Consider the following 19951-nt stretch of genomic DNA (forward strand, 5'->3'; position numbering starts at 1 on the left):
CGACGTGGACTACGTCATCGAGAGCGACCAGCAAAACACGGAGCTGATGTCCGTGATTCTCAAGCCGCCGTTTCCCGGCGGAGTGGAGCTTCTGGGTCCCAGCGATCTGCACAGCACGATCGTGCTGCCCGCCGGATTGGAGCGCTCCCGCATTAAAGGGGTGCTGCCCTATACCGACTCGATCCAATCGGCGAACGACCGAATCGTGATCGAACACGATTGGCAACGAATCAATCCCGACTCCCCTCCGGCGGTCTCGATCCTCTGGCGCGCCCTGGCCTGGAGGATCGAGCGTTACACCATCGATGTCGAACCGCTGGACACCGGATCGGTCAATGTTGAGATCATCGGCGAACTGCTTGTGGGTCCGCACCCCTCAAACACGCTGCTGCTGCGTCTGCCCGAGTCACGCCGACCCGGCGATTGCTTCCGCGCCGAGGTAAACGGCCGTGCGGCGCAGATTCAGGTCAGCGCCAACGCCGGCAACGAGTTTCTGGTCCAGTTGCCTAGCACGCCGCAATCGGGCGAGCGTATGACCCTGCGCGCCTGGGGCTGCATCGAGGCCGACGAGGTCTGGGGCGTGGGGCCGCCGATGTCCGCCACGATCCCGCTGGGCGTTTTCCTCATCGAGTTGCGCGAACAGGCCGCGCAAGTACAAGTCCGCGTACGACCTGGGCCGGGGATCGATGCGTCCCAGATCAGTATCGACTCATCGGGCATTCTCGATCCGACCCTCGATCCGCAAACCGGAATCTGGTCCGCCGCAATCGAGGCCCCGCCCGCAGCTCTGGACGATCTATTACGATTGAGTTTTCCGCGCAGCCTGCTCAACGTCAGCGAGGCGCGGGTAGACCTCGACGCCGAAAATGATGGCAGCGCGATTTGGAGCGTGAGTCTGTTGGCTTCGCCCGATCGCGCTGGATCGCGGCCCACGCGGATCGATCTGCCGCGAATGCGCGGCGCCGAGAACAGTCCGGTCGACCCGGCCGATTGCATTGCCAAGGCCAACGTCGGGATCGCAAGACTCACCGCGGAGGGCGACGAGCTGCACGTCGAGCTGGGCCAACCGCTGCCCATGGACGACTCCATTGATCTCAAAGTCTCCTGCCCGGTGTTGATCGCGTTTTTACGCCATTCTCTGAGCGACGCCGCGCTGTTTTTGCCGGTGGAGCCATTCCCGCTAAGAATGCAGCTGGACAAGGGGATCACCGCCTCGATCAGCGTGCCCGCGGGCCTGACGCCCAAGGGCTTTACCCAGAACGGCCCGCGCCCGGTGGCGCGCGAGGGCGATCGTGATCGGCTGGTTCAATTCCCCGCGCTTTACGGAACACGGCTTGCGCTGTACGTGCCGCTGGACAAGGTCGGGTCGGCCCATGTGGACGCCGATTGGCGCAGAAAACAGCGCCGGACGACCCTGATCGGCTCCATCGCGGCGATCGTGGCGCTGTTTCTGCTGGGCGTATTGCTTTTCCCCGGAACGCGCGATCGCATCAAACCGCTGCTCCAGGGCTGGCCCTGGCGCACGCTGATCGTAATCACCGCGGCAGCTTTGCTCGTAGCCTGGATCGGATTGAACAACGAAACGATGCTCGGCGCGTTCGGCGCCCTGCTGCTGCTCGGCGGCTTGTTCCGGCTGGCGTTCGGACTGTACACGCGACGCCGCGCGCGCAAGGCTGCAAATCGACCAACCCCGCCCTCCGGCAATGGATCGTCACAGAAATAAACCCGGAATCTCGCGTCGCAACCTGCTGATCGGCGGGGGCGTTCTGGCCTCGGGCGCGACGTTGCTGGCCGGTGATGTGCTCTACGAACACTTTGCAATTGCGGTCGAGCAGGTGCGGCTCGAGCTGCCGCATCTGCGCAATCAAGTGCGGGTCGCACTGTTGACCGACATGCACTTCCGCGAAGCGGACCCCGAACGGGTGGCGAAGATCGTCGAATTGACCAACGGCCTAAATCCGGACCTGGTGCTGCTCGGCGGCGACTACACCGAGTCCGAGCAAGGCCGCGAACCGCTGCTGGAGCTGGTCGACGCGCTGAATCCGCCGCTGGGCTGCCTGGCCGTGATGGGCAACTGGGAGCACTGGGTGGGCTACAGCGCAAAGCAGCTGGGTACGGACCTGCGCGAGGTGGGAGCGAAGCTGCTGGTCAATCAGGCGCACGACCTGGCCGACGCCGGAATCTGGATCATCGGCACGGACGATCCCGCCTTGGGCCTGGACGACCTCAAGGGTCTGGCCCCGTTTCCCGACAACCGCTGCCGCCTGGTGCTGGCCCACGCCCCGGTTATCCTGCGTGCGCTGCGCTCGCGCGGGATGTCCGCCGAACTGGTGCTTTGCGGGCACACCCACGGCGGCCAAATTAAGCCGCCGTTGTTCAAACCGCCGTTCCTGCCGTTCGGCGCGGACGGCTATGTATCCGGGCTCTATTGCGAGAAGACCGCGACGATGTACGTCAGCCGCGGCATCGGCACGAGCATCATGCCCTTGCGCATCAATTGTCCGGCCGAGATCACTTTGCTGACGCTCTCGCCTGTCAGCGCCTAATATTTGGGTCTGCGGCTTGCTTTACAGTCGACCCGCCCCCTCGTAGAATTCGGTCAACAAACAATCCCGACACAAGGATAAGCAGCTATGTGCGGCGTACTAGGAATCGTCGGTTCCCAACCGGTTGTCGACCGCCTGATCGCAGGAGCGAGCAGGTTGCAGAACCGCGGCGAGCAATCAACGCGGGTCGTGACTTTCGACGGCAACTATTTCCACGACCACGGCGGATTGGGACCGGCCTCGCTGCTGTTCTTCCAGCGCGACAGCTCCGATTTGGTGGGCAACAGCGGTATCGCGCACACGCGCTACTCCACCAGCGGCAAGTCCAACAAGCAGATGCTGCTGCGCAACATCCAGCCGGTATTCTCCGAACGTCCGGGCATGGCCACCTGCTCCAACGGCGATCTGGTCAACCTGGTCTCGATCACCAACAAACTTAAAAAGCGCGGCTTCAGCTTCCAGACCGAGGTCGACGCCAAGGTAATCCAATACTCGCTGGTCGACCGCTTCAACAAGAACAAACTACACAACGCCGATAATCGCGAGCAGTACGTTCAGCGCCTGTTTAAAAGCGTCGAGGAAGTTCAGGAAACCCTGGTCGGGGCTTACTCCTGCCTGAGCCTGACCGATCGCGGCCTGCTGGCGTTCAAGGACGTCAACGGCATCCGTCCGCTGTGCATGGCCTGCCGCTACGATTACTCGGGAAGGCCGATCGAGTGGGCCTTTGCCTCCGAGACCTCGGTCTTCAACTATTTCGGCGACTATCACCAGATCCAGGAGATCAAGGCCGGCGAGGCGGTGTTCGTCGAGATCGATACGCTCAAGGTCCACCGCATCGAGTCCGCGCGGGCCAAGCCCGCGTTCTGCTTCTTCGAGTACGTCTACTTCTCCCGGCCTGACAGCCGCTACAACGGCCATGTGGTCGAGGTGGTGCGTCAGCGGCTGGGCGAGGTGCTGGCCCGCGAGAACAGCGAGCTGCGCGAGCGGCTGGACACGGTGGTCGGCCTACCGGGAACCGCGATCTCCACCGGCCACAGCTTCGCCCGAGCCATGGGTCTGCCGATCAAGCGCGCGATCATCAAGGTCGACAACAAGCGCTCGTTCCAGGAGACCTCGATCGAGAAACGCCGCCGGGCCATCGACGACAAGTTCATCTTCATCCGCGACTTCATCGAAGGTAGATCGCTGGCGGTCGTCGACGACAGCAACGTGCGCGGCACGACCGGGCGCAAGATCGTCGCCCGCTTGTTCGACCTGGGCGCGCGCGAGGTGCACATGTTCTACTACTCGCCGCCGATCATCGGGCCTTGCTACTACGGAATCGACACTCCGGACGAAACGCAGTTGATCGCATCAGGAAAAACCATCGAACAGGTACGAGCGGAAATGGGATGCACCAGCGTAAACTACATCAGCCGCAGCGGACTGATCGAGGGGCTCGGCCAGGCTGAGAACGAGCTGTGCCTGGCCTGCATCGCACGCAAGTATCCGACCGACGTGGCTGAGGCCCAACAGCGCCTGGAACGGCGCAAACTCGAGCGGGAGTAGCGATGCCCTACGGCAATTTTTCCGCGGCTGGTTTCCGATTTTTCCTATCGATCCTGGTGCTGCTGACGCTGCTGTGCGCAACGGGATGCGACCGCGGGGACTTTGATCCGCCGAGCGATCTGCCGCCGGCGCACAACCCGGGCGGCGACGGGCCGCATGTGGTGTTTCAGCCCGACTCCCACCCGATGCCGCTGCTGCCGTTTCCCAACGACATCCTGACCCGGCTGGACCCATCGACGCCCACCGGCCTGCGGCTGGACCTGCCGACCGTGGCCGACACCGAATTCGAGCGAATGATGCGCCGCCGCCTCAATCGCCTGGACGGGTTTGGCGCGGCCATGCCGCTGACGGTCTCGTTCGACGCGCCGCTCAATATCGAGACCATCGACCAGCGCACGGCGCTGCTGATCGACATCGACCCCGACTCGCCGGATTACGGCGCGGCCGTGCCCCTCGACCTGGGCCTCGATCAATACCCGATGGTGCTCGAAAAACCGGTGGCCCTGTTCCCCCTTGACGAGCACAACGAGATGCTCGACATGATCTTTGCCCCGGGCAACCGCCGCACCTATTACGAGGACGAAACCGACACCCTGATTCTCAAGCCGATCGTGCCGCTGCTGCCCGCCACGCGCTACGCCGTGATCCTCACCGACGGACTGCGCGACGATGTTGGCGAGCCGATCCAGCCGCCCGATGGTTTTGAATACATCTACTTCCCCCAGCAGCAGCAGCCCGCGCTGGAGGCTATCGAGCTGGCAGACGAGCGCTTCGCGATTGCGCCTAAGCACGTGGCGTTCTGCTGGGTGTTCACCACCCAAAGCATTTCCGAGGATCTGGTGATGATCCGCGACGGGCTCGACGGCGAGGGGCCGCTGGCCCGGCTGCTCGACGAGTTTCCGCAGCGGATCGAGTTCGTCGACCCGCTCAGCGTCGAGATTGACGGCGACGGCAACCAGTTCATCCTGCAATCCGAGTCTCTGCAATCGGCCTTCGACGCGCTGCTGAGCTGGTCCGAGGAGCTGCCCGGCATCCCCTTTGACTTCCCCTACGGCTACTGGTCCGACTTCCAATACATCGACTATTTCGCGGCCGGACGCTTTGTCTCGCCGTTTTTCCTGGGCAGCGCCGAGGGGATCTTCGAGATCGACCGCAACAGCGGCGAGGCCGACTACACCCAGCAGCAGGTGCCGTTCCTGATTACCGTGCCCAAGCCCTGCGAAGCCAACGGCTGGGCCCAACCGCCCTACCCGGTAGTGCTGTTCCAGCACGGCAACGAGCGCAACCGCGACGACATGGTGCTGGTGGCCAACGCCATTGCCAAGTACGGCTTTGCCACGATCAGCATGGACGCGGCCGGTCACGGCCCAGAGGGCGTGGTCGACCTGATCGACAAATACATCAACCAAGGGATCGACGACCCGGAGGGCCCGATGGGCAAGCTCTCCGGCTGGCTGATGCGCTGGTTCATCGGCAAGTTCTACCCCTCGATGGAAATCGACGGACTGAGCCTGGAGCAACTGCACACGATCCTGATCGAACGCACGCTGTTCGGCGCGATGACCTACGGCCGCGCCACTGACAGCGACGGCGACGGTGTGCGCGACTCGGGCGAGGAATTCTTCACCGCGGACGTGTTCCTCACCCGCGACATGGTGCGTCAAAGCGTGGTCGACCAGATGCTGTTCGTGCGCATCGCGCAGCAGCTCGGATCGGACTTCAACAACAACGGCCTGCTCGACCTGGACGAAGGCGATTTCAACCTCGACGGCGTGCTGGATCTGGGCGGTCCGAACAACCCGATCTACTACGTGGGCACCTCCATGGGCGGAATTCTGGGCTCGGTATTCCTCGGGGTGGAAAACCGCGTCACCGCCGGCGTGGTCAACGTGCCCGGCGGAATCCTCACCGAGCTGGTGGTGCGCTCGAACCTGGCCTCGGTGGCCACCCGCGTGTTCTACGAGATCCTCGGCCCGCGAATCGTGGGCGAGCCCAACCCGCTGGACCCGCAAGTCACCCTGCTGCGCTGGAACAAAGACCTGATCCTCGATTCGTTCGACTCCTTAGTGCTCGAGCCGGGATGGATCGTTGTGCTGAGCAACCAGGTCAACGGCCTGAGCGAGCAGTTCGAGGTCACGGCCGATCGCGCGTTCCAGGTCGGAGTGGCTTCGGACCAGGGCGATCCGCTGACGCTGCTGGTCTACGACGGACCGACGATCGTCGAGCGTCGTGAGTACCTGGCGCCGACCAAGGGCCTGAACATGAAGCGCAATACCCCCGAGATGCGCAACTTCCTCGGCCTGGCCCAGATGTGCGTGGACGCGGGCGACCCGGTCAACTACGCCCCGCTGTGGAACCTGCGGACCGTGGGAGGGAACGAGCCGAAAAACGTGCTGGTGCAAATCGCATTGGGCGATTACACCGTGCCCGTGGCCACGGGCTTGGCCGTGGCGCGCGCCGGCGGCGTGCTCAGCCTCGAGCGCAGCATCCACCTCGCGCGGCTGGGCGTGATGCTCGGCTGGGACAAGTACACGCCGTTCGACGCGCTCAACGAGCCGTTTGAATCAACTTCCGGATCAGGCCTGCGCATTCACCCGTCAGGCAACCACGCTTACCTCTATTGGCCCTCGGCCTGGGATCCGAACCAGGTGCGCTACACCTTCGCGGTCAAAGAACAGATCATGATCTATCTGCAAAGCGACGGTGAGCTGATCGAAGACAATATGGACGTGCTGCTGGCCGATTACCCGGACCTCTAGCAGCTTGGAGCTGCCGCAAGGCTCGCGCAGTATGCCGGTCTTAATACAACGATCCACCCCGCGCCCGGGCGGCTTAGGGCCGCCACAAAACTCGCAGCACCTTTGAGGTGCCACAAAACTCGCGTAGTTCGCTGGTCGCAGCGCCACGAGCCACCCCGCGTCGAAAGATCGGGGAGGTGGGGTAAAGATCGTAAAAACGATCTTTGGCACCTTAGAGGTGCAGCAAAACTCGCGTAGCTCGCTGGTCGTAACGCCACGACCCTCCCCGCGCCCGGGCGGCTTAGAGCCGCCACAAAACTCGCAAAGCACGCTGGTCGCAGCGCCACGAGCCACCCCGCGTCGAAAGATTGGGAAGGGGTAGGTAAAGATCGTAAAACCGATCTTTGTGTGTAGGGCGAGCGGCGCATTGGCTCGAAATTAACTAAAACGATTCACCATGCAACCCTTGGCATTCCCTTCGACGTTCGAGTCTTAGACGCGACAAGTGGTTTTAAAGAGCCTGGCGCAGCTTATTGACGCTACGGACAGCACGTCTTTTAGCCCAACTCCGCAAATTAATTTCGTTCCAACACCCCGCGAGCCAGGGTGGGGGAATGCAGGCGGCGCAGCGCGAGAAGGGCTGCGCCGCCGTCTCTCCTCCCCCGCGCGAGCAGTGGGCGGCTTGGAGCCGCAGCGTGGCTCGCATATTTCCCTGGTCATTTAGCGCCGATCCGCCCCGCGTCGCGGAGATCATCGTTAAGCCACGAGTTTGGTCCGCTTGCGAGTTTTGCGCCGGCTCTAAGCCGGGCGCGATGGATCGCTCTGCGCGTTCTCATCCGTGTGTGGACTGATAATCGGACTTGGCAGGTACAGGTGCCACGCCACAACCGCCAATTGATCATCGTAGTAAACAGCTTGTCTCGATGCACCAAGGGTCTTTGAGAACGCGCTGAACGATCCATCGCGCGTAAATCCCTCGACAATGCCCTGCTCGTCCTCGTTGCCTCATCGACACCCCCTTCTGGAAAGTGAAAGTACGATGTTGCAACGACCGGTTGAACTGGCCACGACAATATTTTACCACCTTCTTATCGCCACCCTGTGTTCACGTCTGAGGGCCGTTACTGCGAAGCGTTGTACGCTGCCCACGGCGGCTAGGGTTGGTTTTCTTTTTAAATCAAGGTGTTTTTCCCAGCATTGCTCACGGCACGCCTCTTGCTGTTAATCCCGGTAAGAGGGTTCGTGATTTATCGGAACCGGGCGATAACAACAACCGTGCGTCCAACCCGCCCGGCTCCAAACTGGAACCCAAGGAAATTACCCGCGGTCAAAAGGCCGGAGACTGTGGACCGGCCTTTGACCGTGGGCGTGAGTTGGCTATACTCTGCCGAGTTTCCAGTACAATCGAACCCTCAACCAAGAACGGTAAGGAAAGATGAAAAAGGAGCAATACAACGTCGCGGTTGTCGGCGCCACGGGCGCCGTAGGCGAACAGATGCTCAACGTGCTTTCACAGCGCAAATTCCCGATTCTCGAGCTGCGCCCCCTGGCCTCCTCCCGTTCGGCGGGCACGAGCATTGATTACAACGGCAAGGAATACACGGTGCTCGAGCTGACCGAGGACAGCTTTGCCGGGATTGACATCGCACTGTTCTCCGCGGGTGGATCGGTGAGCGAGCGCTTTGCCCCGGCCGCGGCGGCTGCCGGAGCCGTGGTGGTGGACAACACCTCGGCCTATCGTTACGAGCCCGACGTGCCGCTGGTGGTGCCCGAGGTCAATCCCGACGCGCTGGCCGGTTACACCGACCGCGGAATCGTGGCCAATCCCAACTGCTCGACGATCCAGATGGTGGTGGCGCTCAAGCCGCTGCACGACGAGGCGCAAATCAAGCGCGTGGTGGTCTCGACCTACCAAGCGACCTCCGGCGCCGGCCGCCTGGCGATGGAGGAGCTGGCCCAGCAGTCGATCGCGCTGTTCAACCAGCAGGAGATCGAGGTTAAAAAGTTCGCGCACCAGATCGCATTCAACTGCCTGCCGCAAATCGACGTCTTCATGGACAACGCCTATACCAAGGAAGAGATGAAGATGGTCTGGGAGACCAATAAAATCATCGGCGACGACTCGATCAAGGTCACGGCCACGGCCGTGCGCGTGCCGACCTTCGCCTGTCACGGCGAGGCGATCAACATCGAGTTCGTTCGGCCGATCAGTCCCGATCGCGCGCGCGAGCTGTTCGCCGCGGCCCCGGGCATCGTTGTGCAGGATGATCCTGCGACCAACAGCTACCCGCTGGGAATCAATTGCGTGGGACGCGACGAGACCTTTGTCGGCCGCATCCGTAGCGACGATACAGTGGAACACGGTCTGAACATCTGGGTGGTCTCCGACAACCTGCGCAAGGGCGCGGCGACCAACGCGGTACAGATCGCCGAGCTGCTGATCGAGCGTTATTTGTAGGGACCGTTCCAGTTGACCGTGTGCCGGGCTCCGGTATACGATTCGGCCGCGAACAGGAGGCGAAAATCATCGTGAAAGCCAAACCGATACTGCGGCAGGCCGCCCTGGCACTGGCGCTGGCGTTGCTGATCGCAGCCCCGGCCGCGGCTGAGCTGACCGTGACCATCGACTCGATCGTCCCCGGCTCCGAGCTGGCCGATGGCGATCTGGCGACCATCAGCTGGACCATCGAGACCGACGGCGAAAGCGGCATCTACCGCGTTGAGATCGACGGCGACGGTGCGCCCGAAAGCGGACGGCTGATTGCCGCCAGCGACGGATACGGCGAGTTCAACGGCGACTACTCGGACAGCTCGACGATCCAGACCGACGAGGATCTGGTGAACGGGGACGGCGAATACATCGTCTACGTCATCGCCGAATCCGACGAGAGCGGCGACGACGACGATGATGACGATTACGACGAGTACGCCTCGGCCAGCACCAAGCTGACCCTGCAAAACGTGCCCTACGCTCCGCTCGGGCTCTCGGCCGAGGCCGGCGACGCACGCTTGTTCCTGCGCTGGGAAGAGCACGACGACCGCGATCTGAACTACACCAACATCTACTACGGCACCAGTCCCGGCGACTTTACGGGCACCGGCGCCAACGGCGGCGACTCGCCGATCGAGGCTGCGGTCGGCAGCGAATACAACCTCGAGGGACTAGAGAACGACATCACCTACTACGTGCGCATCACCGTGGTCGACGATTTCGGAGAGGAAAGCGAACTGAGCAACGAGGTCTCGGGCAAGCCGGTAACGGTCAGCGGGATGTCCGGTCTCAGCGGCGAGAACGGCGACTGCTTCGTGGCAACCGCCGCGTTCGGCGATTACGACTCGGCCCAGGTAGTGGTGCTCAGGCAGTTCCGCGAGCGTGTGCTCAGGCCCAGCGCGGCCGGACGCGCACTGATCCGGCTTTACGCCCAGCACGGCCCCACGGCCGCCGCCTTAATCTCCGGCTCGGCCGCGTTGCGCATGGCCGCTCGTTCGCTGCTCCAACCGCTGGTGGGCCTGGCCTGGATCACGATGCGTCCGCTGCTGTTGGTAATTTTGCTTATCCTTTTAACCGCGATGCTCGCGGCGCGCAGATTTTCCTATCGGAGGATCTCATGAGAAGAGCGGCACTGGCACTGATCGTACTCGCCGCGCTGATCTCCAGCCCTGCCCTGGCGCAACAGCTCGATTACGAGCTGAGCGAATCGTCCCAACATTTCACCCTGGGACTGCGCGTCGGCGCGATGTTCATCATTGCCGACGAGTTCAAGGATATCTACGGCGAGGAGCCGCTGATGGCCTACGGCCTGTCGTTTGGCTACAAGCTGGTACACCACCTGGAGGTAATCGGCGAGGCTGGATACGCCAATGATCGCGGGACCGGCGTTGATCCCAGCGGCAATAAGACCGGCGAGGACTACCGGCTGCACTTCGCACCGGCATCCCTGGGTCTGCTCTATCGCTTCGACTTTGCTCACGAGCAGGTGGTCGTGCCCTACATCGGCGCGGGCGGCGACGGCGCGTTCTACTACGAAGAACGGATCGAGGGCGGCGACCGCACCGACGGCGGGGTCTACGGCTGGCACGGCGTGGCCGGGGTTCAGTTCCTGATGGATCCGCTGGATCGGCGCGCGGCCGACAATCTCGAGGGCGACTGGGGCATCAACGACGTCTACTTCGTAATCGAGGGGCGCTACGCGGCGCTGGACGACTTCGGCAAGAATCAGGAGCAAGGCAAAGGAAACGACCTGACGCATTGGTTCGTCTCCGGCGGACTGATGTTCCAGTTCTAATTTGACTCAACGCTACAAAGCCACACTGGAATACGACGGCCGCGGGTTCGTGGGCTGGCAGGTCCAAACCAACGGCAAGAGCATTCAGCACGAGGTCGAACGCGCCCTGGGCGTGCTCAACCGCGGGCCGGTGCGCGTCACGGCCTCGGGCCGCACCGACGCCGGGGTCCACGCCCTGGCGCAAGTGATCCACTTCGACTTCAAGACCCCGTTCGAGGCGCGCAAACTGCGTCACGGATTCAACGGGCTGGCCGACCAGCGCATCTCGATGATCGGTCTCGAGCCCGTCGACGCCGCGTTCGACGCCCAACTTTCTGCACGCTCCAAGCTCTACCGCTACACGATCCTCAACCGCTACGACCACTCGCCGTTGCTGGGAGCCATCAGCTGGCACGTGCGCGAGCAGCTCGATTCAGAGGCGATGCGCAACGCTGCCCGGCACCTGGTTGGCAAACACGACTTCAACGCGTTCAAGGCCGCTGACTCCTGCGCGCGCACCAGCGAGCGCACGGTGATCGAGATTACGCTGCAAAACCAGGGTGAGCTGCTGTTGATCGAGGTCCTGGGTGCCGGCTTTCTCAAGCACATGGTGCGCAACATCGTCGGCAGCTTGGTCATGGTCGGCACTGGCAAGCAGCAACCCGATTGGGTAAAACAGGTGCTCCAGGGGCGCGACCGCACCAAGGCCGGACCCACGGCGCCGCCCCAGGGGCTGGCTCTGGTCCGCGTAGACTACTGAAGAGGGATATGAACAGCAGAGCATTGGCAGCCTTGAGCATTCTGTTGATTTTCGCCTGCGCGTCAGTATGCGTGGCTGCGGACGATAGCAGCCGCCTGATCATCCTCGGGTTCGACGGTATGGACCCGCACCTGGTCGAGCAATACATCGATCAGGGCGACCTGCCCAACCTCAAGGTATTGGCCGACCGCGGCTCCTACCGCCGACTGGAAACCACCAATCCGGCGCAGTCGCCCGTGGCCTGGTCCTGCTTCTCCGTGGGGGCCAACCCCGGGTACACCAACATTTTCGATTTTCTCAACCGCATCCCCGGCACCTACTATCCCGAGTTCGCAATGACCAAACCCGGAACCATGGCCGTGCCCAAATCGGGCATTGCCCTGGGGATCCTCGGGCTGTTCACGCTGATCGGGCTGGCAGCCGCCGCATTGCTGCTGCGCAAACGATCCGACGGCCGCAGGCGCTGGACGCGGGCGCTGTTCGTGCTGCTGGCGTTGGCCCTGCTGCCCTCGGCGATCGGCTACGTACTGGTGCAGGCCTGGCTGCCCAACGAGCTGCCGTCCCCGGAGCGCGGCCGCCAGGGCACGCCGTTTTGGGTGCTCACGGCCCAGGCCGGAATTGACACCGTGGCGTTGCAGATGCCGGCCTCGCTTCCCGCGGAGCAGATGGGCGAGCACGGCCGAATGACCGCGGGGCTGGGCGTGCCCGACGTGCGCCAGACCAACGGCACGTTCTCGATCTATTCCACCGAGGAGTTCGACCAGACCGACACCGAGATGGGCGGCAAGCTGGTCACGGTGCGGCCTACCGACGGGCACTTCGTTGCGCCGATCTTCGGACCCAGCGACGTGGCCAGCCCGCTGCCGCAAAAGCCCGATCTCAAGGCAACCATCGAGGGTTGGATCGACGAGCCGGGCAACCGGGTGCGCGTTTCGATTCAACAACAGCAGTTCGAGCTCGAGCCCGGCCAGTGGAGCGACTGGGTCGATATCAGCTTTTGCTCCAACCCGCTGATTAAAATCCACGGCGTGGCTCGGCTGTGTTTGTTGGAGACCGCGCCGAACTTCCGCCTCTACCTCTCGCCGATCAATTTCGATCCGCGGGCCATGCCGTTCACCGTCGAATACTCGTATCCCAAAAACTTCAGCGCTCAGCTGGCCGCGGAAGTCGGCGTTTATAAGACCCTGGGCTGGGCCGTGGACACCTGGTCGCTCAATGAAAATCGTGTGGACGAGCAGCAGTTCTTCGAAGACTTGATGTTCACCTACGAGGCGCGCAAAAAGATCTTCCTCAACGAGTTTGGCAAGGACGACTGGCGGCTGATCATCTTCCCGTTCATGGTCACCGACCGCGTGGGGCACATGTGCTGGCGTTTCCTCGACCCCGAGTCCCCGGCCTACGACGCGCAGTTGGCCGTGCAGTGGGGCGACTCGATCCAGCGGGTCTACATCGAGGTCGACCGCTTCGTCGGCGAGGTGATGAGCAAGATGCGGGAGGGCGACCGCCTGCTGGTGCTCTCGGACCATGGGTTCCATCCGTTCAACAAGGCGGTCAACATCAACACCTGGCTGGTGCGCAACGGCTTCATGACACTGGTGCCGCAGGACGAGGTGCGCGACCGCAACCTCGAGGACCTCTTCGGCCAGGGCGAGTTCTGGCCCAACGTCGACTGGTCGCGCACGCGTGCCTACGCCCTGGGCCTGGGCATGTTGTTCGTCAATTTAAGCGGACGCGAGCCCCAGGGGATCGTGTCCGAGGAGCAGTACGAGGGGCTGCAAAACGAGTTGGTCGAGAAACTCGAGCTGCTGGTCGATCCGCAAACCGGCGAGCGCGTGGTGCGCAACGTCTACCGTCGCCAGGACGTCTACTCCGGGCCGTTTTACGAGGCGTCGCCGGATATGCTGGTCGGATTCATGCCCGGCTATCGCGTGAGCTGGCAAACGGCGTTGGGCGGAATTCCCCAGGATGTGCTGCAGATCAACGACCGCAAGTGGTCCGGCGACCACTGCTCGTTCGATCCGCCGATCACCCAGGGCGTGTTCTTCTCCTCGACCCCCATTGACTACGAAACTGTACACATATACGATTTTGCACCTACGGCGTTAGATTTCTTCTCTTTGGAAATTCCGCAATATATGGAGGGCAAGCCCCTCCTGTCCCACCTCAGATAGGGGTCATACGATGTCCGAGGAAACAAACACTGCAATCGACCGGGAGCTGTTCGACCGCTGGAGCGAGCTCAACGAACAAAAGGCCCAGATCGCTGATCGCATCCGCAAGATGGAGCAACGCAAGGGCGAGGTCAAAGAGCACATCTATACCAAGGTCCTAACCGACTACAGCGTGCAGCTGCGCGAGATCGATGAGCAGCTCGACCCGCTCAAAGAGCGCATCGAGCAGAAAAAGGAAGCGCTGATCGCCTCGCGCGACGAGCTGACCGACCGGCTGAACAAGCCGCAGGACGCCCTGGACGAGCTGGACTTCCGCTTCGAGCTCGGCGAGTTCGACGAGCAGGCCCTCAAGGAAAAACGCGCTGACATCGAACGCGAGATCGATCACCTCAAGCAGCAGATCGCGCGCATCGACGAGCAGCTCAAACTGTTCGACATCACGGTCGACGTCTCGGACATCGAGCTCCCTCCGGAGCCCAACCCGATCCCCCTGGACATCGACGATCCGCGGCACGAGGTGGACCAGCGCGACATCGACGCGATGTTCGACGAAATCTCCAACGCTCCGATAGAGCCCGAGCGGCAGCAGCCGGCCAAAGATATGTGGCCCGAGCCGGAACCGCAGCCCGATCCCGAGCCGGAGCCCGAGCCGATCGAGTTAAACCAAGTGGTCTCCGAGGCGGCCGAGCAGCTCAAGCAGGAACTGCCCGCCGAGCCCGCGCCCGCTGAAAAGCCCGCCTCCCCGGCCCCGGGCGGCTGGGACGATCTTGACAACGAGTTCTTCGGCAGTAAGCCCGCTGCCGTTGTCAGTGGATCGGCCTTGGTGCTGGTCGAGCCCGGTGGTCAGGAGACCGCGTTCCCCATCGAGGACGACGTGACCCTGATCGGCAGCGACATCCGCTGCGACGTACTGATCGACGAGAAGAGCATCGAACGCAAGCACGCGCGGATCTACTTTGACAAGGGCACTTGCATGATCAAGGACCTGGGCTCGCGCAACGGAACGTTCGTCAACGGCAAGAAGATCAAGAAATCGAAGCTGGCTCACATGGACGTGCTCAAGGTCGGCAACGTCAAACTAACCGTCCGACTGCACTGATCCGAATCCTGAATTGTAGCGGCCCGCGTGTTGTATAACGCGCGGGCCGTTTTCTATCAGCGACCATTGCCGCGCACCCTACGCCTGACTGGTTGTTCTCGGGTTGTATTTTGGATTAAAGAAAGTCGAAAGGCATCGGCGGAATCGAGGTCAGGACTTCCATTGCCTCGGGCACCCAGTAGTCGCCGCGATTGACCCGGATGTCGCCGCTTTTCAAACAATGGATGAACGTGCCGACCAGCCGCGGGTCCAGCTGGTTGCCCGCAAGCTTCTTTAGCTCGTCCGCCGCCTCGTGGGTCGACTTGCCCATGCGGTAGGGCCGCGTGGTGGTCATCGCGTCGAAGGTATCGGCCACCGAGATGATCCGCGCGATCAGCGGGATCTGGGTACCGGACAGTCCGTCGGGATAGCCGCGCCCGTTCCACTGCTCGTGGTGGCTGCGGACCCCGGGCAGCGAGCGTTTGAAACGGTCGATGCGGCTGAGGATCCGTTCGCCGTATACGCAGTGGGTCTTCATCACCTCGTATTCTTCCGGGGTCAGCGTGGCCCGCTTGCCTAATATTTTGTCGGCCACACCGAGCTTGCCGATGTCGTGCAGCACCGCGGCCATGGTCATATCCTCGAACGACTGCCGCGGCAGCCCGAGCTGCTTGGCGTAGATCGAGGCGTAGTAGGTCACGCGTCGGGTATGGGCCCCGGTGTAGCGGTCGCGGAAGTCGATGGTCTGGATCAGGGCGTCGATGCTCTGCTGTACGATCTGCTCCAGGCTCGAGTAGAGCCGGGCGTTCTGCACGGCGATGGCGATGGTGCTGGCCAGGGCCTGCAGCAGGTAGACGTCGGTCTGAGTGAAACTGCCCTCGTTCTTGTTGATCACCTCGATCGCGCCGAAAATGTTGCGGTGGGCGCGCAGGGGCACGGCCAGCAGGTTGCGCGTGGGGTACCCGGTCTGGCGCGATACCTTGCGCGAGTGGCGGTCGTCCTCGGTGGTGTTGTCGACGATCTCGGGGATGCCGCGTTCGACCACGATCCCGGTGATTCCCTCGCCGGGCTTAAGACGCATACCGATCACGCCGACCGGGCCGACCTCCTCGACAAACACCAGTTCGTCGGTGTTCTCGTCGCGCAGCAGAATGCTGCCGGCCTCGGCGTCGGTGAGATGCACCGCTCCCTGCAACGCGCGCTGGAGCACGATTCGCAGGTCCGTGGCCGAGCTGACTAAAATTGTAAGATCGTGCAGCAGCACGAGCTGTCCGGATTTGACGCCGTTCTTTGTCAGCCCGCTGGATTGCGCATGCTCCGCCAGCGCCTTGGTTAGAGCATCTTTGTCGTACGAATCACTGCTCATTGCACGCTCCGGCGGATTAAATCGATGAAATATACTAGCACCGTTGTGCCGTCCGACTAAGTAAAAAACCTCAACAGCGGCAGCTAAAGTTCGCGCAGCATGGCTTTCATCAGTCGCGAGCTCATCCCGCGCTCGTCGGTCATGCGTTTTAAAAGCCGGATTCCGCTGCGCGGCGTGTCATCGGCATAGCCCGGTCGCGGGACCATGCTCAATGCGCCCTGCTCGCAACCAATGGCGCAAACTCCGCAGCCAATGCAGCGATCCGCATCGACCTGTCGCACTCCCTGCTCGTCCATGCTGATCGCATCGACCCAACAACGCTGTGCGCAAATGCCGCAATCCTCGCAGCGTTCCAACTCGATCTGCGCCACCATACTCGAGGGCACCATACCGCGTTCGCGACCCATCTTCGCCAGCGCCCCGAGCGTCACGCAGCAGCAGCCGCAGCAGTTGCAGAGAATCAGGCTGTGGCTGTCGCAGTTCAGCGCGGCGTGCACCAACCCGGCCTGCGCCGCCTGGTGCAGCACCTCGCGCGCCTGGCCTGCGGAGATCTGTCGCGCAAAGCCGTTCTGGATCATCAGCACGGCAAAGGAGTTGATCGACAGGCAGGTCTCAATCGGCATCTCGCAGTTGTGCTCGGCGACGCGACAGGCGCAGTTGCCCAATGAGATTTTCCAGGCGCCCTCCACGATGCGCTCGACGTGGTCGCGGGTGAGAATCTTTTGTTGCGGGGCGATGGATTGCTGGACCGGCACCACGCGTTGGGGCAGCGTGGCCTGGCCGATCAACTCCGGCGTGAGGTGCTCGCGTTTGTAGCGCGACCACAGTTGCTGCAGCTCGCGCTTGACCTCGGGCGGATAGTTGTCGTCCTTCATAAATGTGAACTCGAAAAATCCGGGCATCAAGGGCAGCAGCGCGTACAGATTGCGACCCAGCAGCCGCGCGCGCGCGATCACCCCGCGCTCCGCCAGCTGGGCCAAACGTTGCGTAGCGTGCTCGACCTCGACTCCCGCCCGGCGGGCGATCGAGCGCGCGCCGTGGAGCACCGGCATGTGCCCCAGGCTCAGCAGCAGCTCGGCGTCTCCGGGCTCGAGGTAGATATCGAGAATGCGGTCCATCTCCTCGCAGGCAGCGAAGCGCACCGGCGCGATGCTCAGATGCTCGAGCAATCGATCGTTGCGCCCGGGGCTCATGACGCGCTCTTGATGCGCTGCGTCAACCACTCGATCCAGAGTTCGAGCCCCTGCTGCTTGCGGCAGCTCAGCTCGAAAATCTCCATCTTGGGATTGAGCGCGAGCACCGCCTCGCGGCAGGCGCTCACGTCGAAGTCGGTGTAGGGCAGCAGGTCGATTTTGTTCAGTGCCAGCACTTCGGTCTGGGTGAACATCAGCGGATACTTCAGCGGCTTGTCGTGTCCCTCGGCCACGGAGAGCACCATGCCGCGGCAGTTCTCGCCAAGTTGGAACTCGGCGGGACAGACCAGGTTGCCCACGTTCTCGACGATCAGCAGGTCAAGCTCGTCCAATTCGAGTTGGTCCACCGCACGACCGAGCATCGCGGCGTCGAGGTGGCACGCGCCGTGGGTGTTGATTTGCAGCGCTCGTCCGCCGGCGGCCTCTACGCGTTCGGCGTCGATCTTCGAGGTGACGTCGCCCTCGATCACCGCGGTGCGGATCTGCGCGGGCAGGCGCTTGAGCGTCTGGACCACCAGGCTGGTCTTGCCCGCACCGGGCGAGGACATCAGGTTGAGCACGAAGACTCCGGACCGGGCGAAGCGCGCGGCGAGCTGCTGCGCGTCCGCGACGTTCTGCTTGAGGATCGGCTCACGCAAATCGATTACTTTTACCGTCACCGCTGCTCCCTATTCAATGGCGATCGATTCCACGGTGTACTCGCGGCCGGTGACGATCGCGGATTCGCGGCTGCCGCACTGCGGGCACGGCGCGCCGATGCTCTGTCGGTCGTAGTTCCACTGCGCATCACACTGACGGCAGCGCATCAGGCCCGGCGGCCGCTCGATCTCGATTTTTGCTCCTTGGGCGATGCTCCCCTGGGCGAGCATCTCGAAGTAGCGTTCGACCCACTGGTCGACCAAGTCTGTCAACGCGCCGATCCGCAGGTTGATTTTCACCACGCGAACCGCGCTGTTGACCCGTGCGTGCTCAATCACGATTTCGAAAATGCTGCGGACCACCGGCAATTCGTGCATTGCAGGCATTATGCACATCTGTGGGCTTTGCAAGTCAATCCAGGCTTGTGGTCAGCCCGTTGCGAACAGTACAATGCCGCTCGATCACCCCATCGTACGCGACGTCATGCAAGCATCCGAACGGTTTCAGGTCAGATACCGCCTACAGGCGGCAGCCGACGACGCCCAGCGCATCGCCGAGCAGATCTGCCTGGAGCAAACCGTGGAGGTCGTGCCGCAGTTGGCCGCGGACCATGCGATTCAACAACAGATCGTCGGTCGCATCCAGCGCCTGACCACTATCGACGATTCGACCACCGACGCGCTTATCAGCTACCCCGCGCAGATCGCGGACCATAACCTGCCGCAGTTGCTCAACGTGCTGTTCGGCAACATCTCGCTGCAATCGGGGATCAGGGTTGTGGAGCTCGAGCTGCCGCAATCAATGCTCGATGCGCTTCCCGGTCCGCGTTTCGGGGTGACCGGCCTGCGCGAGCTGGTCAACGTGCACGACCGGCCGCTACTCGCCGCGGTGCTCAAGCCCATGGGGCGCAGCCCCTCCCAGCTCGCGGACTACGCCCACCAATTCGCCCTGGGCGGAATCGATCTGATTAAGGACGACCACGGCTTGGCCGACCAACGCTTCTGTCCGTTCGAGGAACGGGTCGAGCGCTGCGCCGCGGCGGTGGCGGAGGCCAACGCGCAGACCGGCGGCAACGCGCTGTACGCAGCCAACTTGATCGCGCCCTGCGACAGACTGATCCAACGCGCCCATCGCGCGAAGCAGCTCGGCGCGCGCGGTCTGGTTCTCGCACCGATGATCCTCGGACTTGATTGGCTGCGCGCCCTGGCAACGGACCGCGAACTGCGGCTGCCGCTGATCGCTCACCCCGGACTCAGCGGCTCGTTCGTCAACCCGCCGCAGCACGGCATCGCCCCGGGCGTGCTGCTGGGTACGCTGTTCCGACTGGCCGGGGCCGACGTCTCGATCTTCCCCAGCTTTGACGGCCGCTTCGGATTATCAAAGCAGACTTGCATGCAGATCGCTGCGGCCTGCTCGGCGCCCCTTGGCGACAAGCGTCCGAGCATGCCCGGCCCGGCGGGCGGAGTGCGCCTGGATAACGTCCCGGCCAAGCTCGAGGCCTACGGCCTTGATCACCTGCTGCTGGTCGGCTCGGATCTCTACGTCCGCTCGCACGACCTGACAGCCAACGCCCGCGAGCTGGTGGAGAAAATCAGCGGGCGCTGATCGGCCCGAATTCGGACTTGACTGCAAGCCCCGCTCCGCCTA

General features: G+C 62.8%; 15 protein-coding genes. 11 read left to right on the forward strand and 4 right to left on the reverse strand.

What is annotated here, in order from left to right; translation table 11 throughout:
• From P9M14_15420 to P9M14_15465, 10 genes are all read left to right on the forward strand, one after another.
• Positions 1-1723 (forward strand): hypothetical protein (locus tag P9M14_15420; GenBank protein MDP8257136.1); only part of this gene is annotated, 1723 nt, incomplete at its 5' end.
• Positions 1704-2546, forward strand: a complete 843-nt coding sequence (locus P9M14_15425) for a metallophosphoesterase (GenBank protein MDP8257137.1) — start codon at positions 1704-1706, stop codon at positions 2544-2546. The genes P9M14_15420 and P9M14_15425, both read left to right, overlap by 20 nt.
• 87 nt (positions 2547-2633) lie before the next feature.
• Complete coding sequence (locus tag P9M14_15430) at positions 2634-4094, forward strand: amidophosphoribosyltransferase (GenBank protein MDP8257138.1); 1461 nt, start codon at positions 2634-2636, stop codon at positions 4092-4094.
• Between the two features lie 2 nt (positions 4095-4096).
• Entirely contained in the window at positions 4097-6853 is a 2757-nt protein-coding gene (locus P9M14_15435; protein ID MDP8257139.1) for a hypothetical protein, read from the forward strand.
• A 1414-nt stretch (positions 6854-8267) separates the two neighbouring features.
• On the forward strand, positions 8268-9290 hold the full coding sequence (locus tag P9M14_15440) for an aspartate-semialdehyde dehydrogenase (protein ID MDP8257140.1): 1023 nt from the start codon (positions 8268-8270) through the stop codon (positions 9288-9290).
• Positions 9291-9361: 71 nt separating this feature from the next.
• Positions 9362-10444 (forward strand): fibronectin type III domain-containing protein, encoded by a 1083-nt coding sequence (locus P9M14_15445; protein ID MDP8257141.1) that lies wholly within the window; start codon positions 9362-9364, stop codon positions 10442-10444.
• Positions 10441-11118, forward strand: a complete 678-nt coding sequence (locus P9M14_15450; protein MDP8257142.1) for an MXAN_2562 family outer membrane beta-barrel protein — start codon at positions 10441-10443, stop codon at positions 11116-11118. The genes P9M14_15445 and P9M14_15450 overlap by 4 nt, the downstream gene beginning before the upstream one ends.
• A gap of 1 nt (position 11119) precedes the next feature.
• Positions 11120-11857 carry a tRNA pseudouridine(38-40) synthase TruA gene (gene truA, locus P9M14_15455; GenBank protein ID MDP8257143.1) on the forward strand — a complete coding sequence of 246 codons (738 nt, stop codon included), beginning with the start codon at positions 11120-11122 and terminating at the stop codon, positions 11855-11857.
• Positions 11858-11865: 8 nt separating this feature from the next.
• Positions 11866-14028, forward strand: coding sequence for an alkaline phosphatase family protein (locus tag P9M14_15460; GenBank protein ID MDP8257144.1), 2163 nt, complete (start codon positions 11866-11868; stop codon positions 14026-14028).
• Between the two features lie 10 nt (positions 14029-14038).
• On the forward strand, positions 14039-15127 hold the full coding sequence (locus P9M14_15465) for an FHA domain-containing protein (GenBank protein ID MDP8257145.1): 1089 nt from the start codon (positions 14039-14041) through the stop codon (positions 15125-15127).
• A gap of 115 nt (positions 15128-15242) precedes the next feature.
• Here the strand turns inward: P9M14_15465 and P9M14_15470 are convergent, their stop codons facing one another.
• The 4 genes from P9M14_15470 to hypA all read right to left on the reverse strand — a co-directional run bounded on the left by P9M14_15470 (position 15243) and on the right by hypA (position 18681).
• Positions 15243-16472 (reverse strand): GAF domain-containing protein, encoded by a 1230-nt coding sequence (locus P9M14_15470; GenBank protein MDP8257146.1) that lies wholly within the window; start codon positions 16470-16472, stop codon positions 15243-15245.
• Positions 16473-16555: 83 nt separating this feature from the next.
• Positions 16556-17665 (reverse strand): 4Fe-4S binding protein, encoded by a 1110-nt coding sequence (locus P9M14_15475; protein ID MDP8257147.1) that lies wholly within the window; start codon positions 17663-17665, stop codon positions 16556-16558.
• Positions 17662-18324 carry a hydrogenase nickel incorporation protein HypB gene (gene hypB, locus P9M14_15480; GenBank protein ID MDP8257148.1) on the reverse strand — a complete coding sequence of 221 codons (663 nt, stop codon included), beginning with the start codon at positions 18322-18324 and terminating at the stop codon, positions 17662-17664. Before hypB ends, P9M14_15475 begins: the two co-directional genes overlap by 4 nt.
• 9 nt (positions 18325-18333) lie before the next feature.
• Positions 18334-18681, reverse strand: coding sequence for a hydrogenase maturation nickel metallochaperone HypA (gene hypA, locus P9M14_15485; GenBank protein ID MDP8257149.1), 348 nt, complete (start codon positions 18679-18681; stop codon positions 18334-18336).
• A 73-nt stretch (positions 18682-18754) separates the two neighbouring features.
• Between hypA and P9M14_15490 the strand changes: the two genes are divergently transcribed.
• Entirely contained in the window at positions 18755-19909 is a 1155-nt protein-coding gene (locus P9M14_15490) for a RuBisCO large subunit C-terminal-like domain-containing protein (GenBank protein ID MDP8257150.1), read from the forward strand.
• The last annotated feature ends 42 nt before the right edge of the window (positions 19910-19951 follow it).

This window comes from Candidatus Alcyoniella australis, from assembly GCA_030765605.1.
Classification (GTDB): Bacteria; Lernaellota; Lernaellaia; order JAVCCG01; family Alcyoniellaceae; genus Alcyoniella; species Alcyoniella australis.

What these genes read in the sequence shown, in the direction of transcription:
- P9M14_15475 (MDP8257147.1), bottom strand. Translation starts at nt 17,665, where the DNA reads ATGAGCCCCGGGCGCAACGATCGATTGCTCGAGCATCTGAGCATCGCG.
- P9M14_15470 (MDP8257146.1), bottom strand. Translation starts at nt 16,472, where the DNA reads ATGAGCAGTGATTCGTACGACAAAGATGCTCTAACCAAGGCGCTGGCG.
- P9M14_15465 (MDP8257145.1), top strand. Translation starts at nt 14,039, where the DNA reads ATGTCCGAGGAAACAAACACTGCAATCGACCGGGAGCTGTTCGACCGC.
- P9M14_15450 (MDP8257142.1), top strand. Translation starts at nt 10,441, where the DNA reads ATGAGAAGAGCGGCACTGGCACTGATCGTACTCGCCGCGCTGATCTCC.
- P9M14_15440 (MDP8257140.1), top strand. Translation starts at nt 8,268, where the DNA reads ATGAAAAAGGAGCAATACAACGTCGCGGTTGTCGGCGCCACGGGCGCC.
- P9M14_15490 (MDP8257150.1), top strand. Translation starts at nt 18,755, where the DNA reads ATGCCGCTCGATCACCCCATCGTACGCGACGTCATGCAAGCATCCGAA.
- P9M14_15435 (MDP8257139.1), top strand. Translation starts at nt 4,097, where the DNA reads ATGCCCTACGGCAATTTTTCCGCGGCTGGTTTCCGATTTTTCCTATCG.
- hypA (MDP8257149.1), bottom strand. Translation starts at nt 18,681, where the DNA reads ATGCACGAATTGCCGGTGGTCCGCAGCATTTTCGAAATCGTGATTGAG.
- P9M14_15430 (MDP8257138.1), top strand. Translation starts at nt 2,634, where the DNA reads ATGTGCGGCGTACTAGGAATCGTCGGTTCCCAACCGGTTGTCGACCGC.
- P9M14_15425 (MDP8257137.1), top strand. Translation starts at nt 1,704, where the DNA reads ATGGATCGTCACAGAAATAAACCCGGAATCTCGCGTCGCAACCTGCTG.
- P9M14_15460 (MDP8257144.1), top strand. Translation starts at nt 11,866, where the DNA reads ATGAACAGCAGAGCATTGGCAGCCTTGAGCATTCTGTTGATTTTCGCC.